Raw genomic sequence first — 17,267 nt, 5'->3', positions numbered from 1 at the left:
TTTTGCCTGCTCAGCGGCAATTTGAGCGAGCACATGCGGCGAGAAAGCGAGATCCTGCTCCTTCATGAGCCAACGGATAAACGCAATTGGGTGCTTCGGATCCGGTGCCATCCTCCTGGCCTTGCCCCATGCGTCGATCGTGTCGTTGAGATCCGCTGCGGTCCAACCGTGTGCGGCTGGTTCGGCCAGTGCGGGTGCCCAACCTCGGGCCCTGTGTTGGCGAACCCAAGCGGGAGTTCGTGGGTTTCCGAGCCATTTGGATGCGAGCAACAGGCCCTTCCGGATGGCTTCGGCCTTCTCGACGTCTGCCTTGGATTCCTTGCGCCGCGAAGCGGCTCGTTTATCCACAGATCGTTTTGTAGTAAGTACCTCTCTACGAGAGGTAGAGATACCAAACTGACCCCTGCGGGGGTGGGGTGCCATTTGTATAGATCCGTCGACGACGATGCGGGTGTTATCCACAGGCTTACGTGGGTGCAGCGCCCAGACAGATGCCCAGCCACGCGATTTGTCATCAAATCTCCACGACGCCATACGTTCACCTTTGCGGCGTAGTCGGCCACGCAATACCTCCGTGGCTACCCGAAGCAGTTTGAGCGTTTGACGGGCTCGCTGAACGGTCCGCTCGCCGAGCCCTGTTCGCTCGACGAGCGTGGCAATGGATAGGCGTGAGCTGCGGCCGGTGTCGAAATCAGCAGCACTGGCCATGACTTTCGCGACCGCCAACAACGACTTAAGACTGATCCCTCCGCCGGCGACACTGCCTGCCTTCGACGTCTTGACGAGCTCAGGGCGGATGCGGTTGTACTCCGCGGTGTAAGCGCAGCGGACGACGATCTCGACCCAGTGCTGGGCTCCGCGCCAAGAGGCGATACCGCAATATGCGCCGGCCTCCAATTCGAGCGTGACCTGGCAGTACCTTCGACAAGCTGCCTCCGGGCCACCGAGCGCGTTGACGAACATCGGGGTCAGTGAATGGCATTGGTGCCCGTGCACATGGCCAGACGCAGCGCGAGGCGTACGAGCTGTGCCGTACCGGCGCCGCCTGGGGCTGCTACCGCAGTACGGGCGTAGTACGGATGTAGGCGCGTGCTCGTGAACAGCGACACGCGGAGAAATCATTGAAACTTCATCAGGCCACGATGTAGCCTGAGACCTGTCCGCCAAGACAGTCCCTTCGGGGATATAGCAGTACCGCTGAGAAACGAGCGTCTAACTCGAATCTCACCAACTTCGAAAAACCCTCGACCCCGCCCGGTTCGGGGGTTTTTTGTTGTAGTCGGTGCGCTACAGCTAACGATGTGTGGTTGTCACGGCATCCCCCGCCCGGGTTTGCCGTCTACGCGACGTTCGTTACGCGGTGAGCTGCAAAACCTCCTGGTCAAGTTCGACGACAAGATTCTTATGGCCAGTGGTGGCCGCCAGCAGATCTGCGACGTATTGGCTGACGGAGCTGACTCCGGCCGCCTTCCGCCGCTTTTCCAGCTCTGCGTACACCGGATCTGGAACGCGACTCACAACCCGGGTGCGATCACCCTTGCTTGGTGTGGGCATGCTCTTCTCCCTTCGGCCCGACCTTGCCCCTAGCGATGCAGTGCCAGGTTCCCGTTCATCCTGTGCCAAGATCGCACAATCGTCACGGTGACACGCCGAAGAAGTGCCGAACTTCGACCCTTGGGGGGAATTATGGGGAGATTTTTTAGGAATCGCGAAAGCGTGTCGCGCGCGCTTGACGGTTGTCGCGATCGCGCTGCCAGACCTCAGCGACCAGCTCGGGCGTGACCTTGTACAGCTCCGCAAGCTGCGCTGCCCTGGTCTCGTCGTACTCTTTGCGCCCTTTTTCGATTCGGCCGAGAAGCGTCGCCGAAATTCCGAGAGCTTCGGCAGCTCGCCCTTGAGTCATCCCGGCTTGGGCACGTAGATCACTGAGGCCAAGTTGGTCATTCGGAATAGGCACAAGGTCAGCAACGGTCAGTCGCAATTCGGCCGCAACCTTGGCTAGCAGCTCGGGAGTTGGTGCCGCACGACCCGTTTCCCAAGCAGAGACGGTCTGCTCGGAGACACCAGCGGCGTCGGCCAGGTCTGCAATGTTCGCTTTGCGCGCCAGTCGATAGCGCCGCAACCTGGCAGCACTAAAGCCTCGAACAGCACTCCGCGACACGCCTACTCCAAGCTCTCGAGAACCATCCCCGTGAGTCATTGTGTCGCTCCTTTGGCCTGCCAACTCGCACTGGTGTTTAGAATAATAGGGTGTTATATTGGTTTCGCATAAAAGGTTACCAAGAAAGAGTCGAGGTCAAGGGGCCTATAGCCGGGAAAGGGGGAGGCCGTGAGGCGAGTGAATGAGTTGCCGAACACAAACCGCGCGGTCTACCCTGCAACAGCGTGCCCAGCCTGGGATTCCTCGGTACTTGTCGACGTCGGTACCGCTTGTAGCGCAGAAGAATTTGCACACGTCTATCTGCGTGTGCCTTCTGAGTCCGGGCGGGCGATTTGGATGAACTGGTTTCACGCAATGCGCGATGCAACATCGCAGGTCACTCTCAGTGACCGTTCTACTTCAAGCACGAACACAAGGACTTCGGCTACTGCCGAGCGTCGTGCTGTCTCGAAAGCCCCAGGTGCGTTGGTGATTGGCGTCCCCTCACGCACCTGGGGTTCTTTCATGTCTGCGGTGCTGCACGCACCAAAGCGACCAGACCGCAGGCCTTCGAGCCTATGCGGTGAAGTTGAAAACGCAACTAGCCGGAGGCAGTCGTGGGGAACAACTCTGCGCAAAATACCTATTCCAGCTGGGTAGAACAGGACACTCACGTACTCGGATTCGCTGACCGCGAACTCGGGCGCCCTGTGGACCCTGCGTGCGGCCATGCCGCCCCGAACCCGGTCCGTCGTGCCACACCCCTCGCGGTGGCCGGCAACACGGTCCGTGAAGCGCCCACCCCGCTCCTCCCGCCCGGGGAGCGGGTGGGTGCACCTACTCCACGCTGCATTCCCTTGTTCGCGAGCGTGATTCAGTGCTCGGCGAGGACTCCCGGCACTGTCTGTGTGAGCGCCCCCATTCCCAGCTTTTCCCGCGTTTGCCCGATGGGCCACACCGTACTTCCCACTGCATCAACGGTATTCCGCCGTTTCGTGGACAAGTGTCTGCCCGCTTAGGGCGGCACCGCTTGTCGAAGCGAACCCTGTGGCCGCGTACGGGCCACCTCAGTCCGCATCAATTCCCCGTATTTACAACCCAATTGGAAGGTTCCACACGATGAAGCATCACAAGTCCGGGCGCGGTAAGCATCGCGTCGTCAAGTCGTCCGCGGTGGCAGCGGGGACGTTCTCACTTCTGGTCGCTGCCACGTTCGCAAACGGTGGTCTCGCGGTCGCAGCACCGCAGCCCGGCATTACCGGCCCCGCACCGGTACAGCCCGGCGTGACCTCACCGGCGCCGTCGACGCCGACCGTTCCTGCACCGGCGCCGTCTGTTCCTGAGGCGCCGGTAGAGGCATGGGTTCCGGTTCCGCCGCAGTACTCGCAGCCGACGAAGCCGATCCCGAACTGGGATTACGACTCGAATCAGTACGTGGCCCCGGCGACTCCGACGTACACACCGCCGATCGACTACTCGCAGTTCAGCTTGCCTGCCGACCCGATCACGACACCGACCGAGGTGTTCATCGCGCCGCGTAACACGGTGATGGTCGGAAACCTGCACTTCACCCAGCCGAACTGGATGAGTGACAACACTGCCGCCCGCACGAATGCCACCACGAATGCGGCGTTGGCTGCGGTCACCGACTTCTGGATCAGCCATGACATTCCGGCCGATCAGGCGCAGCAGCTCGCAGCGGCGCAGCTCGCCGGAACGGCTGGTGGGGCGATCATTGCGGCCGTGACTGCGGGCGGAACCGCCGCGACGTTGGGCGCCCTGCTGGGCGGCACGATCGGCGGCACGTCCGGCGTCGTGTTGGCTGCACCTGCTTTGACCCCGTGGGGCGTGATTCCGGTGGGAACGGTTGCCACGGCGGCCGGCGCTGCCATCGGTGCTGTTCTGGTTGGTATTCCGGTGGGCTTGGGTGCCGGAATCCTCGGCGGCTTCGGTGGTTTCGCTCTTGCCACGGCCTATGGCGACGGCACGAACGGTGTGCCCACCACGATTGACGTTCCGGATATCGACCAGCCTGCCATCACCACCGAAACGCAGGACACGCTCACCTCGTGGGAGCAGTCCGGCCCTGTCGGGACCGCTGCCGCCACGTTTGTTCGTGACACGGCTGCGAATGCTCCTGTCGTTGACGCGCAGATCCGTAGTGCCGTCTCGTCCATTCCCGGTGGCGATGGTGTTGTCGCTGCATTCGACCAGGCAGTAAGTGATTTCCAGGCCGCGACAGAGGTTCCGGGTCTTCCGCTCGGGATGATCGCCGACGCTATCGGCGCCGGTATCCCCGCTGCTGCGTAGCACTCGCCGGCCGGGGCGGGCGTGTGCTCGCCCCAGCCCACTGTCACGGCTTGCCTTGTCGACGAAGGAGTTTGGAAAAGATGTTTGGGCCGAAAGGATCTGACGCCAGGTCCGCAGTGCGTAGTGCGACAGGTGGGACCGGCAGTGCGCCGCCGCGCGGGTCTCGTCTTCCGAAGCGTCCTCGTGTGCCTCGTGCCCGAACGCCTCGACGGCAGGTCGCAGCGGTGACGGCACTGGCGATCGCGGTGCTGGTGTTGTTGGTCGGGGTCGTTGTGGGCGCTGCGTCGGTCATCGGCCGGGTTACCGACGACGAGCCGTCGAACATCAGCGAGATCGTCAATTCTGTTGCGACACCGTCGACTACGCCTTCTCCGGAACCTGCCGGATGCCCTGTCACTGCTGGTGACCAGAGCAGCGGCGAGGGCGTGATCGCAGCGTTCGAGCATGCGTACTACTCGTTGCGCTCGGCTGATGCGGTGATCGCTGTCATGGCTCCTGGGGCCGTGAGCTATTCGCCGGCCGAAGTGCAGGCAGGGATCGACTCGATTCCCGCCGGAACGACGTACTGCATGACGGTGACCGGCGTGAGCGCTGGGACGTACGCACTGGAGCTGACCGAAACCAGGCCTTCCGGCAAGGGCGCTTCGCTCTTTCAGCGCATCACGACTGCCGAGATCGACGGTCGGCATTTCATCACGTCCATCACTGATGCAGAGGGAATCTGATGAACATCTCTTCCACCGCCCGCTTCGCGTCGGCGTTCGCCATCATTTCGACGCTGGTCGCGGGCCTCGCGGCCGCACCGCTCCTGGCCAACGCCGCACCGTCCACTGCATCGGGCTGCACCAGATACATCGGTGTCTTCGCTCCCGGAACGACCGAGACGCGCGCCGACGCCGATCCGTCGAAGCCTGCCGGAATGTTGGGCCAGGTGGGGGAGAAGCTCGAAGCGATGTACGGGCCTAACACGTTCCGTGCCATCTATCCGTCGTACCCGGCCGAAGCGTTTTTGCAGTCCGGCATGACCTACTCGGCTTCGAAGACCGCCGGTGATCAGGCAATGGCGACCGTGATGGAGCAGTGCCCGAACTCGAAGTTCGTGATCGGCGGCTATTCACAGGGCGCGCAGGTCGCCAACGATGTCGCCGTCAACATCGGGGCAGGCAGCGGTCCCGTTCCCGCTGCGTCCGTTCTTGCTGCGGTCATGCTCGCCAATCCGAAGCTCGGCACTGCCGGTTCGCAGGTCGTCGGCCCCAAGCTCGACGGGCAGGGCATCGCCGGTCCGGCGGCGGAAGGCTACGGCGCTCTGTCGGGTCGGGTCTTCGACATCTGCCACCCGGAAGACAAGTACTGCAACACCAACACCGGTAAGGATTCGTTCTTGGCGTCGTTGGGACGAGTGCTTGCCAACCCGCCCGGAACAGTCGCGCCGACCACCGCGACTGCTGTCTCGGCAACAACGACTCCGTCTGTCGCCGGTCAGACCGCGATCACCCCGACCGACACGGTCGCGAAGCCGACGTCGACTCCGGCGGCCGCCGCAGCTGCGAATACCTCGGCAGGCGCCGGAACCGCGAACGCGTCGGAGTTCTTGGGCGCGGTGACCTCGAACTACGGTTACGCGGATCTCGCGGCTGCTCCAGGGGCTGCGTCCGCGTTGGCGACCTCGGTGGAGAAGCTGCAAAGCGCGGGCGCTCCCACCTCGACGTCGGCGGCGGTCGGTGTCGCCGCGGTTCGTCAGCAAGCGCAACTGCTGGCCGGAACCTTCAAGCCGGTCCAACAGACACAGGCGTGGATGGCGGCGAACCCGGCCGCTCGAGACGGGTTGCGCAACGCTCCGGCTGATTCTCCTGAGGCTGCCGCGAACTCGGTCGTCGACGCGCTCGACAAGGTCGACGTTCCGCAGGTTCTGGGTGCCGCTGACCAGGTGGTGACGTTGGCGAACAGCATCCTCTCGGGTGGTGGCACCGGTACCGGCGGCACCTACGCGGGCCTGACCGGTCCCGCACAGAGCTTGTCGAACGGTGTGGCACCGCTGGCGGATACACCGACCGATCAACTCACCACAGCCACGTCGATCCTCTCCGCGATCCAACCGGTGACGATCATCAACCAGATCCTCGGCGTCGTCTCGGGTGTGACCTCGGTGGACTACAACGCCGTCGCGGCCAACCTGCAAATACTTCCCGGCCATCTGTTGGCCGGCAACGTCAAAGAAGCACACCGGGTCGCGGGGGAGCTGAACAACCAACTCTCGCCTCTGGTGAAGATGGCAGCCGGGGTCGATCTGAAATCGGTGTCTCGGATCTTGGCACTGATCCCCGATCCGTCCGGCACAGCCGCCTCGGCGGCGCTGGTGGCGAACCTGCTGGGCAATGTCGACATCATCCGCCTCGCCCGCGACGTCGGGCAGCTCCAGGAAGTTGCGTGGCAGGTCGCCGAGACCGGGAACGTCCTGGCTCTCGGTCAGCTCCTCCCGATCGGTGTGGATCTGGCGAATGTCGCGCTCGGTGTCCTGACGCCGGGGCAGAAGATGACCGCCGATCAGCTCCATGAACCGGCCGATTCGATGACCACGTTGATGGGTGCGCAGGCGCAGAATTCCGACTTCGTCGGTCTCGGTAACTCGGTTCTGGCGACGGTGACCTCTCAGGATGCGCAAGCACTGACCTCGGTCGTCGATGCCGGGTTCACAGCCGCGAGTTTCCTCGGTTCCCGCGTTCACGAGTCCTACGGGCAGTGGTTGATCGACGGAAAGCGAACCGCTCTGGACGCGATGGTCGACATCTACCGACAAGCGATCGGCGGCTAGCGCCTGGCGGCGGGTGAGCCGAAAACGCTCTTGGGCGAGAGCTTTTGACGTTCACCTCCCCACTCCTCGAACCACGGCTCTCGCGGCCGCGATAGGTCCCCACACGTTGCCCAGGCGGGCACGAACGCGACACAACGACAAGGACACCGGCGATGGGTGATTCACCCAGCTCGAACAAGACCGGCCTCAAGGCCACTGGCGGCGTCGTTGCCGCAGTGGTCCTGATGCTCGGTTTCGTCATGTTCGGTACCGACAACAACCCCAAAGCAAGCGTCGACTGCCTGCCCACCTCGTCCACGACCGGTTCGGTGGCACCGTCTCCGGGCACCAAGACGCAGCCGCTCAAGGCCGGTACCTATCAACTGACGTCGGGTTTCGGTCCTCGCGGTGGTTCCATGCATCGCGGTACCGACTTCGCCGGCCCGCTCGGTACTCCAATCTATGCCGCTACCTCCGGTGTCGTCGCAGAGGCCGGCCCCGCATCGGGATTCGGGAACTGGGTCATCATCGACACCGACGTCGACGGGAAGCGGATTTCTACCGTCTACGGCCACATGGCCGCTTCGACGATCAAGGTCAAGACCGGTGATCAGGTCACTGCCGGTCAGGAGATCGCCGCTGTCGGAAATGAAGCCGATTCTTCCGGCCCGCACCTGCATTTCGAGGTCTGGGAGGGTGGCCGACTTCCCGACGGCGCCGGGACGCCGACCGATCCCGCACCGTGGCTCGCCGGTGCTGCCGAGCCGGCGGGACCCGCGCCCGTTCCCGCGCCCGGCACGGGTATTCCGTCTCCCGCGATCGTCAACGCTGCCGCGATCACCCCGCTTCCGGCGGGCGCCGGGTGCGGTGGGCCGAGCCTGGGCGGCGGGGGACTCAAGCCGGGCAGTGTGCCTGCGGAGTTCGAACCGTGGATCCTCAAAGCCGCCGGTACCTGCCCCGAGATCCCCGCTCCGCTGCTGGCCGGGCAGTTCAAGCAGGAAAGCGGCTTCAACGTCAACGCGCACAACGCCAGCTCCGGTGCGGACGGCCCGGCGCAGTTCCTTCCCTCGACTGCTGCACAGGAAGGCGTGGACGGGGACGGGGACGGAAAGGTCGATATGCGCTCACCGGCCGATGCTGCGATGTCGATGGCGTCCTACGACTGCAAGATGGTCGAGTTGGCGAAAAAGGGGATGGCTGACGGCCGTTTACACGGTGAGCTGATTCCGCTGGCGTTGTCGATGTACAACTGTGGCCCCGGAAACACCTTGTCGCAGGGCCAGGTCTGCCAGAACGAGGAAACACGCGGCTACGTCACCAACATTCAGAAGTTCGCGATCGAGGAATTCACCGATACGTCCGCCCCGGCGGGTCCGATTCCGGGTGGCCCGTCCACCGGCTCGGTCGTCGTCGATGCCGCTCTGCGGTGGCTCGGCACCCCGTATGCCTGGGGCGGCGGCGACGAGAACGGACCCACCAAGGGGATCAGCGACGGGGGAGTGGCAGACAGTTTCGGCGACTTCAACAAGGTCGGGTTCGACTGCTCCGGATTGGTGAAATACGCAGTGGCACAAGCCACCGGCGGCCGAACGGTCCTCCCCCACTCAGATCAGATGCAGATAGGCGACTCTCGCGGAACCTCGATCACCAACCCCTCCGACCTGCGCCCTGGCGACATCATCCAACCCCACAGCGGCCACATCTTCATCTGGATGGGCGGCGGCAAGGTCGTCGAAGCTCCGCAGTCGGGCGATGTTGTCAAGGTCTCCGACTGGACCCCACCGTCCTCGGGATTGGCAGCGAAACGCTTTGCCTGACAGAACAACCCAGACCAGAACATCGCAAGCCGATGACCACCCCGGAATGAAGTTTCACCCGAAGAAAGGTAGATCCGACAATGACGGCATCCGCAGCCACCGAATGGGAACAAGCCGCCGCCGCAGTGCGCGCCGCCGCTGACGAGTTGCGCACCAGCGACTCCTCTGCGATGCGGGCGTGGGCCAAGAGCAACAACCTGCTCTCGCGCAGCATGTGGCCGAAGGTCAAGCGCGAGTTGGTCAAGCAACTCGATCTCGACTACGACGTACTCCGCGACGCGGAAGCGACCAAGCGCAAGAACGAGATCGCCGAGGCCGCCGCCTCCGCACCGTTGGTGGAACTGTTCGCCGCCGGTGACGAGCGGGGCAGCTTCGCTGTACTCGGACCGGTCGACGACGCTGCCTGGTACGGGACATTTCACAAGAACGACACGGTCTTCAAGGAAGGCAACCAGCGCTCGGCAGACGACTCGGCAGCCGGTAAGGCGATATTCCTCGCCGGCAAAGCACGTGAGGACGCGAACGTTCCCGCGGTGCGGTTGCTCCTGCACATCTCCAATCCGGAGATCGACGGCAACTCCCTCGCCGGTATGGCAGCCAAGCACGGTGTCGCACTCGACCTCGACATCACCGACAACAACCGGGCCGTGGACTGGTGCGAAGAGCCTGGTTACCAGGCGTGGCAGGCGATTCGGTTGTCGGATCTGTTCATCGAGGACGAGTCGTGAAACGCCACCTCGCCGCGCTCGCTGCTGCATCTGCCGTCGCCATTGCCCTGGCTGGGTGCTCGTCGGGCACGGAAGGCACCGCAACCGGCCCGTCCACCACGACCGGGGCACGGGCGCAGCAGTGGTCCCCGAACGAGACGTCCGCGGTCGAGCCCACACGGCCTGCGGCCACTGTTCCGGAACACGCTCCCGAGAAGGTCGCCATCGTGGACCGCAGCGATCCGGCTGCCGTCGCTGACGCCGTGGTCACCACTTGGTTCACCTGGAATACCGCTGACGATCGCGGACCCAACGACGCGGCCGCCCGCACCGGCGACCTGCTCACCGAACGCTTCCTCGGCGACGTCACCGGAACCACCCCGACCGGAAGCCCCGGTGGTCAGTGGCTCGAATGGGCCGCGAAGGACGCGCAGGTCTGGCCGACGGTCAGCTCTGTACCGAACCAGGGCGCTGTGGACACCGCGACTGCGGTGCACCGGATGTATCAGGTCGAACAGACCGCGATCGCCGCTGACGGCTCCATCGCCGGCGTCGACACCGTCATCGTCGCCGTCCTGGTCGTCAGCCGCGGCGGCCTGTGGGCCGTAGACAACCTCAAAAAGCTATGACCAGCGAGAAGAACGTCCCCGGAACCACCCCCGCCCCGAAAGGAACTCCCGTGAGCACTCCTGACCCCTACGAAACCCAGAGCAGCTACGACGCCGAGATCCCGGTGAATCTGCGCAGTCAACGTCTGCGCCGTCAGCCTGCCCCCGCTCCGGAACCGGCGCCGACCGAGTCCGCCGAACCCCACCCTGTGGTCGACGAGACCGACACCGAAGCGTTCGACGAAGTCGAAGCCGGTTACGCCGATCCGTACGCGGTGGGACAGGACGCGCTCGCCGCGAACGAAGAACCAGCCCCTCTCGCCGAGGTCGGATATGCCGGACGACGGTTCGAGCGCGAGGGAAACGACATCGACAACAGCCCCGCGACCTGGGGATGGCGTGGCCGCGTCAATGCTGCTGCGGGAATGAAGATGGCGCCGAAGCCGGATTCGGCGGAAGTACGGTTCCGGCAATCGGTCACCCGCATTCAACAGACGTTGCCCGGTTGCATGGTCGTCTCGGTGATCAGCCTCAAAGGTGATGCCGGGAAGACCTCGACGACCATTGCCCTGGCGAACACCTTCGGCCGGCATCGCGGTCACGGCGTCGTCGCGTGGGATGCCAACGAATCCACCGGTTCCCTCGGAGACCGCGCCGCCCGCACCACCGATCCGGAGCTCGGCCCGTGGGACGTCCTCGAGAACGCCCACGCGCTCGCGTCATCTGATGCCGTCTCGGGGGAGCTGGGTCGCTACCTGCGCTTGCAGCCCACGCACGACGAGGTCCTGGCGGCCGACATCTCCACCACGCGAGATCGCGGGATCGGCTGGGACGAATGCGCCGCCATCATGGCGGTGTTGCGCCGGCATCGGAATCTGATCTTCGTCGACACCGGCAACAACCCCGTCGCCCCGAACTGGTTGTGGGCGGTGCAGCACTCGAACCTGCTGGTCGTACCGCTGCCGCTCCGCCGAGACATGGCGAAGATGGCGTTGCAGATGCTCGAAGGAATAGCCGATCGAGGGTACGGACATCTGGTCCGCTCGGCGATCATCCTCACTGTCGTCACGCCCGGATCGGACCCGAGCCTGGAAGCGGACATCGAGGAAGAGTTCGGCCGACTCGGCGTCACGAACATCATCCGAGTGCCGTACGAGCCGTCGTTCGCGACAGGGGAGCGCATCGTCTACGACCGGCTTCTGCCGTCGACGACCGAGGCGTACACCAACGTTGCCGCCGAGATCGCTGATTCCCTCGCCGCGAGTGCGATTGGCCGCGCCGCCGAATACGCCGACGCGTACGCCCCCGAACAGATCCGTCGACCACCGGAAGCGCCCCGCCGTGCTCCTGCGCCACGTGTCGCGGCGTACCGCGAATTCGACCCTGAGCGATACCGCGAACCAATACCCGAACCCACCTCCCCGAAAGGCCGATTGCGATGAAAACCGTTACTCCACAGGCCCGCTCAGCAACACCGACTACCACGTCCTCGAAGGCACCACTAGTGCGGCGGGTATCCGCTGTGGCGATCACCCTGGCCGCGACGGCAGTAGTGCTCCTGCTCTCCGCCGGCGCAGCAAGCGCACAAATCGAGAATCCCCTCGACGGTGTCAAACCAGATATCGGAGTCCTCGGGCCTGCTTTCAACAGCGTGTGGGCTCGTGTCGTCGGTGCAATCTGGGGCGTCGCGCTCGCCGCGAGCGTGGTCAAGCTCATCATGGCGCTCTACAAGATGCGCTCGATGAACAAGGCCGGAATGCCGACGGAAATGGCAGACGCCGGTCAGGAAGCGAAGATCGCCGGTATCGCCGTCGGTTGCCTGGCTTCGGTCGGCATCATCGTCGGCGCCATCCTCTTCGTCGTCGGCGGCGGCAACTGACCATGCCGACGCTGTTCTTCCTACGTAACCCTTTGTCTTCCAGAACTTTTGACGAGAAAGCGATCTGATCATGGCGAAAGATTTTTCACAGGTGGGTTCGAGCAGCGGCCCGTCCTTCGCGACCGGTTCCCCGAGCAGTGGCCCGGGATCCGGACTTCCGTTGTGGGTGAAATTGGTGATCGGGTTCAGCGTGTTCGCGTTGATCCTCGGGATCATTGCGGTCTTCACCTCCGGCGGTGGTGACGACTCCGACTCCGGCTCCGATGCGATCCGCGCCGCGCACGGTCCGACCACCACGATCGACGGTGTTCCTGCCGGATACACCCGCGATCAGGCCGGGGCGCAGACCGCAGCAGTGAACTTCAGCCAGGCGAACGGGCAGACCTACATGGGCCGGATCGACGCAGCAAAGCTGCGAGAGGTGGCCGTGGCATCCAACCCGACTCCCGCGCTCGAGTCCGTCATCGACATCTCGAGTGGCCGAACCGACTCGGGAAAGGGCTCCTACAGCGACGTTCCGCTCGTGGTGACGGTCACCGACTTCACCCAGGATTCGGCGACCGTCTCGATCTGGAGCATGGGCGTGAGCCAGAGTCCGGTCAGTGAGGACAGCGACAAGGTCGGCATCCTCACCGTCTACGGAACGAACACGATCACCGTGGTCTGGGAAGACGGGGACTGGAAGGTCCAGGACTGGAAGTTCGTCACCGGTCCTTCCCTCGAAGATGCACAGTTCCCCGCGGCAGACTCGGCGCTCTCCAAGCCGGGCGCGAACGGCTTCTACACGTTCTACGTCAACTAGAAAGGGGGCCTGACTGATGTGGCGCAAACTTATTCTGACCGCGGTCGTGGCGTTGTTCGCGATGCTCGGACTGGCATTGCCGGCGGCAGCGCAGCCGACGGCTGTCCCCAACACCGACCCGGCTCCCGGCGTGCAGAATGCCACTCAGTCGGGCAAGGAACTCCCCAATGGATTTCCGGATGATCTGAAGAAATTCGTCGCCGGCACAGACGAATTCAAATCCGCCTCGTGGTTCACCGGAGTCTGCAAGGACAAAGGCGGCGACATGGGCCAGTACTCGACACAGGTCATGCACAACGAAAACCGGTTGATGTACTGGACGGCAAAGGAATCCGAGCGGATCGCCGCGTGGGCACCGCAGGTGATGATGTCGAAGAACCCGGCTCTGATCGACGCCTTGGTCGCCGCCGGCGGCGCCGGTACACAGATGTCCGGTGTCGACATGGGAGTGGAGGCCAACCAGAAGGCCGCCCTGAGCATCACCGACGAGTCGATCCTCAAGGGCGTCTACCCGGACACCTACCCCCTGGGCGAGTCTGCGGACATGTACCCGCCGTCCCCGACGTGCGCGGACGATCTCGCCCGGTGGACAACGAAAACGACGACCACCTGGGGTTTCGAGTGGAGCCCGACACCTGACGCGGCCTCACTTACCGAGATGAAGAAGCAACCGCACGCGGACAAGGTTCCCGATGCTGCGTGGTCCGCGCCGTGCGGCGGCGGGGACGTCCCGAGTGTTCTGTGCATGCACGCGATGTTCGTCAACTGCGATCGGAGCGCACCGGGTAAGGACCAAATGGCGTGCACCGCATGGAACGCCAGGGTCGGGAAACTGTTCGGCGGCACCATGAACTGGATCGACCAGAACACCAGTTTCAGTGACCGCCTCGGCGAAACCCTGGGCGGGATGATGAAGGCGACCCCGGCCTACATGGGCGGCAAGTACATCGTCGACAGCTACACATGGGCGTGGGACACCGTGGCCGGCCCGATCGGCGACCTCGTCGACTTCGTCAAAGACCCGTCCGACGTGATCGACTCCTGGGCTAACAAACTCAAAAGCAGCGCCATCAGCACCACGAACTCGGTGCTGACCGGCCTGGCCGGTGTCGGTGAATTCGATCCAGCGAGAGGCGAATTCCTCACCGTCTACGCGGTCTCGACCGGGATCGGTTTGTTTGTGTTGGTGCTGATGACGATCCTGGCGATCTACAAATCCTCCGACGGCGGCATAACCGGTGAGGAGCTGGCCAAGTCGCTGTTCGGGTACATGCCGGCCGGAATCATGATGATGATGTTTGCCCCTGCCATGGCACAGCTGCTGATCTCACTGATGCACGAGATGTCGCTGGCGCTGGTGGACTGGATCGGGACGAGCACCGACGAGGTCATCGGCAACATCTCCTCGGTCCTCGGAACGCTCACCTCAGAGACCCTCGTCGGTGGCTCCATCGCCGCGATCGTCGGATTCGGGTTAATGTTCCTCGGCGCGATGGCGATGTTCTTCGGATTCTTGATGCACGCAGCGGCATTGCCGATCCTGGCGGTCGTGTGCGGCATCGCCTTCGGTATGTGGGTCCACCCCACCTGGCGCAAGAAAGCCCTACGACCGGTGATGATGTTTCTCGGCGTAGTGCTCTCGAAGCCGCTGATGTTCGTGATCCTCGCCGTGGTGTTCGCGGTCATCAACATTGCCGCGAAGGGGTCGATCGCCGACGACGGCAAGCTCGAATCTCTCGGGCAGCTCTCGTTGATCGCGGTCTGCTTCGTGATCATCGGTCTGGCGCCGTTCTCCATGCTCAAGTACTCGCCGATCCTGCCGACCTCGGCCGATTCGGCGGACTTCGGCGGTGGCGGATCTCAAACCGGCCAGACCATCGGGTCGGGCGCGCAGATGTTCCAGCAACGTGCAGGAGGGGGACCCGGTGGGGCCGGCTCGCATAATTCCGACGCTGCCGGATCTCCAGGCCGCCAGGTCGAAGGCAGTCCGGTCCGCGGCGCCGCCGGAAACCAAGGGGGATCGTCGCCCGCACACGAGAGTTCGGCGTCGAGTACGCACGCTGCCGCATCCGGTGGCCACGGCGGCGGCAATCACCAGGGCGGAGGCGCAGCGACTGCGTCGAAGTCGGCAGGCAAGTCCGGGGGAGCGGAGTCGAAGTTGATGGCCGCCGCGGGCAGCACCGTCGGATTGGCGGCCGGAGCTGCGGTTGTGGCTGCACCGATCGCTCTCGCTGCTGCCGGTGCAGCGATGAACAAGGCCGGATCGGCCGCCCAAAGTGCGCCCGACCATGCGGATGGAGACAACTGATGAGAAAGCACCGCACCGCGTACCTCGGCCGGGACCCCGCACTGCACGGCTACTCGCAGTTGAAGGATCCGGTGGTAGTGACCAGGATCGGAACGATTCTGATTCCGCTGTATCTGACGCTCATGATCGGGCCGTCGATGTGGACGTTCGCAGTGGCGTTCGTCCTGATGCTGGCAGGGCTCGTCGCGAGCACGGAATTTTCCCGCCCGGACACCTACGCCGACCGGTTGGCGCGTACGTACCGAAACCGTCAGCTCGACAAGCGAGACCGTCGACGCCGTCGCGGCAATGCATCTGAGAACGGAGATCAGCGATGAGTGAGCAACGTACAGCGATTCTCGGCCGCCAAGTTGCACGCCGTGGCCTGCTTCCGTTCCCCGAACCGGTGGTCGCCGCGTGGGCCGGTTCAGTGATTGTCGCGGTGTCCGCGTTGTTCCTCGTCGGACAGAACATCTGGGTACTCGGCTTCGACGTTCTGCTCATCCTCGCGGCGCTGGCATCGACGACGGACATCAACCACCGTGAGTCCTACGCGAGCCGCAAGATGAAAGCGATCCGCAACAGGCAGCGCCGCAAACGCGGTGAGCACGTCTGGGTCTCGCCTACCGACCCCGATTACGGCAACCCCGATCTGGATCCAGGGTGGGCGTTCCCGACTCCGCTGGGGCAGACCGCCCCGCTCGATCTCAGCGGCACCGGTCTGGACGATCTGTTCGTGTTGCACAGCCGCACTCCCGGCGACAACGACCAGTACACAGTGCTGATCGCGATGCAGGGTCTCGCCGAAGGACTGCGCGGCGATCAGGCGTGGGCGGTGACCTCGGCCGCGTTCGGGCGCACCCTGGCAGGGTTCGCGAAACGTTCCTCGTTCGTGCGCGGACTCGAACTGATGAACCGGTCGGTGCCGGCGGACATGACCCCGCACGAGAACTGGATGGAAGCCAAGATCGCCGCCGGGGAGCCGGCAATGCAAGTCCTTCCAGCGATCCAGTCCTACGGGCAGCTCATCGACCGGGTGGAGCCGTACTCGGAAGGGCACTACTCGTACGCCGTGCTGATCTTCCCGAAGTCCACAGCCCTGCTGATGGAAGGTGCCCGACTCGCCCGCCGCAAGGATGCGGAGACCATCGCCGGAGTCGCGCAGGTCATCCGCGACGAAACCGAACGGGCAGTGGCATCACTGACCCGAGCCGGTATGGGCCGCGTGCAGGTCTACGGCGAACAGCGCACCTGTGCGGTCATCCGCTCATCCCAGGACCCGAGTTTCCCGCTCGATGCCCACAAGGGTGTCCGGTGGGACAACTGCTGGCCGTCCTACGTCGGCCGGGAGGAATCGGTCGAGGTCGCGGGCAAGTGGAACACCCGCGTGGGCACCATCCCGCCGCGGGTCATCGAGCCGGTCGAGCTCGGTCCGTTGTGGCTCGCGGAGCTGCTCACCGGTGTCGAACCCGATCCGGGCGACGACGAGATCGCCGCCGCACCGACGATTCGCACGGTCATGGTGCGGATGGACTTCGTCGAAGCCGCCCAGGCCCGTACCGCCGCCGTCAAAGACGTCACTTCGGACCGGGCTCGGCAGATCGGTGAAGGCCGAAAGGGCAAGGTCACGGACGGATCATCCGAGGTCGCATCCTCGGAGTCCGCGCACCGGCGCTCCGACCTCAAACCAGGCAGCGGGCACCACGGGATGATCTATTCGCTCGCGGTGTCGGTTACCGGCCGCGGTGAAGACGACGCCCTGCGTGCATGCACCCGCGTCGAACAGGCTGCCGCGGACTGCGGTATCGGCGAAATCGAATGGCAGGACAACCGCCACGACGTCGCCTCCTTGCTGACCCTGCCGCTCGGCCGCGGACTCGCGGCCACCAAGTGGACCCGCGTCAAGTAGCGAGCGAAGGACACCTC

16 protein-coding genes are annotated in these 17,267 nt (G+C 64.2%); 12 read left to right on the top strand and 4 right to left on the bottom strand.

Translation table 11 applies throughout. From position 1 onward, the window contains the following. The 4 genes from ABIE52_RS33975 to ABIE52_RS33960 all read right to left on the bottom strand — a co-directional run. Positions 1-963, bottom strand: a 963-nt coding sequence (locus ABIE52_RS33975; protein WP_354541621.1) for a replication protein, incomplete at its 3' end; no start/stop codon positions are given. A gap of 5 nt (positions 964-968) precedes the next feature. Beyond that, positions 969-1,109, bottom strand: a complete 141-nt coding sequence (locus tag ABIE52_RS33970) for a hypothetical protein (protein WP_176450613.1) — start codon at positions 1,107-1,109, stop codon at positions 969-971. 244 nt (positions 1,110-1,353) lie between these two features. Then, on the bottom strand, positions 1,354-1,554 hold the full coding sequence (locus ABIE52_RS33965) for a hypothetical protein (RefSeq protein ID WP_020971495.1): 201 nt from the start codon (positions 1,552-1,554) through the stop codon (positions 1,354-1,356). Positions 1,555-1,699: 145 nt separating this feature from the next. Then, positions 1,700-2,200, bottom strand: coding sequence for a helix-turn-helix transcriptional regulator (locus ABIE52_RS33960; RefSeq protein WP_051257449.1), 501 nt, complete (start codon positions 2,198-2,200; stop codon positions 1,700-1,702). 1,059 nt (positions 2,201-3,259) lie between these two features. Between ABIE52_RS33960 and ABIE52_RS33955 the strand changes: the two genes are divergently transcribed. The 12 genes from ABIE52_RS33955 to ABIE52_RS33900 all read left to right on the top strand — a co-directional run bounded on the left by ABIE52_RS33955 (position 3,260) and on the right by ABIE52_RS33900 (position 17,250). Further along, positions 3,260-4,450, top strand: a complete 1,191-nt coding sequence (locus tag ABIE52_RS33955; protein WP_192713717.1) for an insoluble domain protein — start codon at positions 3,260-3,262, stop codon at positions 4,448-4,450. A 185-nt stretch (positions 4,451-4,635) separates the two neighbouring features. Next, positions 4,636-5,175 carry a DUF8176 domain-containing protein gene (locus ABIE52_RS33950; RefSeq protein ID WP_141137680.1) on the top strand — a complete coding sequence of 180 codons (540 nt, stop codon included), beginning with the start codon at positions 4,636-4,638 and terminating at the stop codon, positions 5,173-5,175. Beyond that, positions 5,175-7,262: a cutinase family protein gene (locus ABIE52_RS33945; RefSeq protein WP_192713716.1), complete on the top strand. Its 2,088-nt coding sequence runs from the start codon at positions 5,175-5,177 to the stop codon at positions 7,260-7,262. The genes ABIE52_RS33950 and ABIE52_RS33945 overlap by 1 nt, the downstream gene beginning before the upstream one ends. Before the next feature lie 152 nt (positions 7,263-7,414). Then, positions 7,415-9,058, top strand: coding sequence for a peptidoglycan DD-metalloendopeptidase family protein (locus tag ABIE52_RS33940; RefSeq protein ID WP_192713715.1), 1,644 nt, complete (start codon positions 7,415-7,417; stop codon positions 9,056-9,058). A gap of 80 nt (positions 9,059-9,138) precedes the next feature. Next, on the top strand, positions 9,139-9,786 hold the full coding sequence (locus ABIE52_RS33935) for a hypothetical protein (RefSeq protein WP_192713714.1): 648 nt from the start codon (positions 9,139-9,141) through the stop codon (positions 9,784-9,786). After that, on the top strand, positions 9,783-10,394 hold the full coding sequence (locus ABIE52_RS33930; RefSeq protein WP_192713713.1) for a hypothetical protein: 612 nt from the start codon (positions 9,783-9,785) through the stop codon (positions 10,392-10,394). Before ABIE52_RS33935 ends, ABIE52_RS33930 begins: the two co-directional genes overlap by 4 nt. A 50-nt stretch (positions 10,395-10,444) precedes the next feature. Then, positions 10,445-11,815 (top strand): MinD/ParA family ATP-binding protein, encoded by a 1,371-nt coding sequence (locus ABIE52_RS33925; protein ID WP_192713712.1) that lies wholly within the window; start codon positions 10,445-10,447, stop codon positions 11,813-11,815. Between the two features lie 80 nt (positions 11,816-11,895). After that, positions 11,896-12,252: a hypothetical protein gene (locus tag ABIE52_RS33920; protein ID WP_260395640.1), complete on the top strand. Its 357-nt coding sequence runs from the start codon at positions 11,896-11,898 to the stop codon at positions 12,250-12,252. 70 nt (positions 12,253-12,322) lie between these two features. Further along, positions 12,323-13,054: a DUF8175 domain-containg protein gene (locus ABIE52_RS33915; RefSeq protein ID WP_192713711.1), complete on the top strand. Its 732-nt coding sequence runs from the start codon at positions 12,323-12,325 to the stop codon at positions 13,052-13,054. Between the two features lie 16 nt (positions 13,055-13,070). Then, entirely contained in the window at positions 13,071-15,362 is a 2,292-nt protein-coding gene (locus ABIE52_RS33910; protein ID WP_192713710.1) for a hypothetical protein, read from the top strand. Beyond that, the gene (locus tag ABIE52_RS33905; RefSeq protein ID WP_192713709.1) at positions 15,362-15,679 is read left to right on the top strand and encodes a hypothetical protein; all 318 of its coding nucleotides are present in this window, start codon (positions 15,362-15,364) and stop codon (positions 15,677-15,679) included. The genes ABIE52_RS33910 and ABIE52_RS33905 overlap by 1 nt, the downstream gene beginning before the upstream one ends. Next, positions 15,676-17,250 carry an SCO6880 family protein gene (locus ABIE52_RS33900; protein ID WP_192713708.1) on the top strand — a complete coding sequence of 525 codons (1,575 nt, stop codon included), beginning with the start codon at positions 15,676-15,678 and terminating at the stop codon, positions 17,248-17,250. The genes ABIE52_RS33905 and ABIE52_RS33900 overlap by 4 nt, the downstream gene beginning before the upstream one ends. The last annotated feature ends 17 nt before the right edge of the window (positions 17,251-17,267 follow it).

Source organism: Rhodococcus sp. OAS809 (assembly GCF_040546695.1).
Classification (GTDB): domain Bacteria; phylum Actinomycetota; class Actinomycetes; order Mycobacteriales; family Mycobacteriaceae; genus Rhodococcus_F; species Rhodococcus_F qingshengii.
The sequence above is the reverse complement of the archived record's forward strand: the minus strand, read 5'-3'. Positions and strand labels throughout refer to the sequence as shown.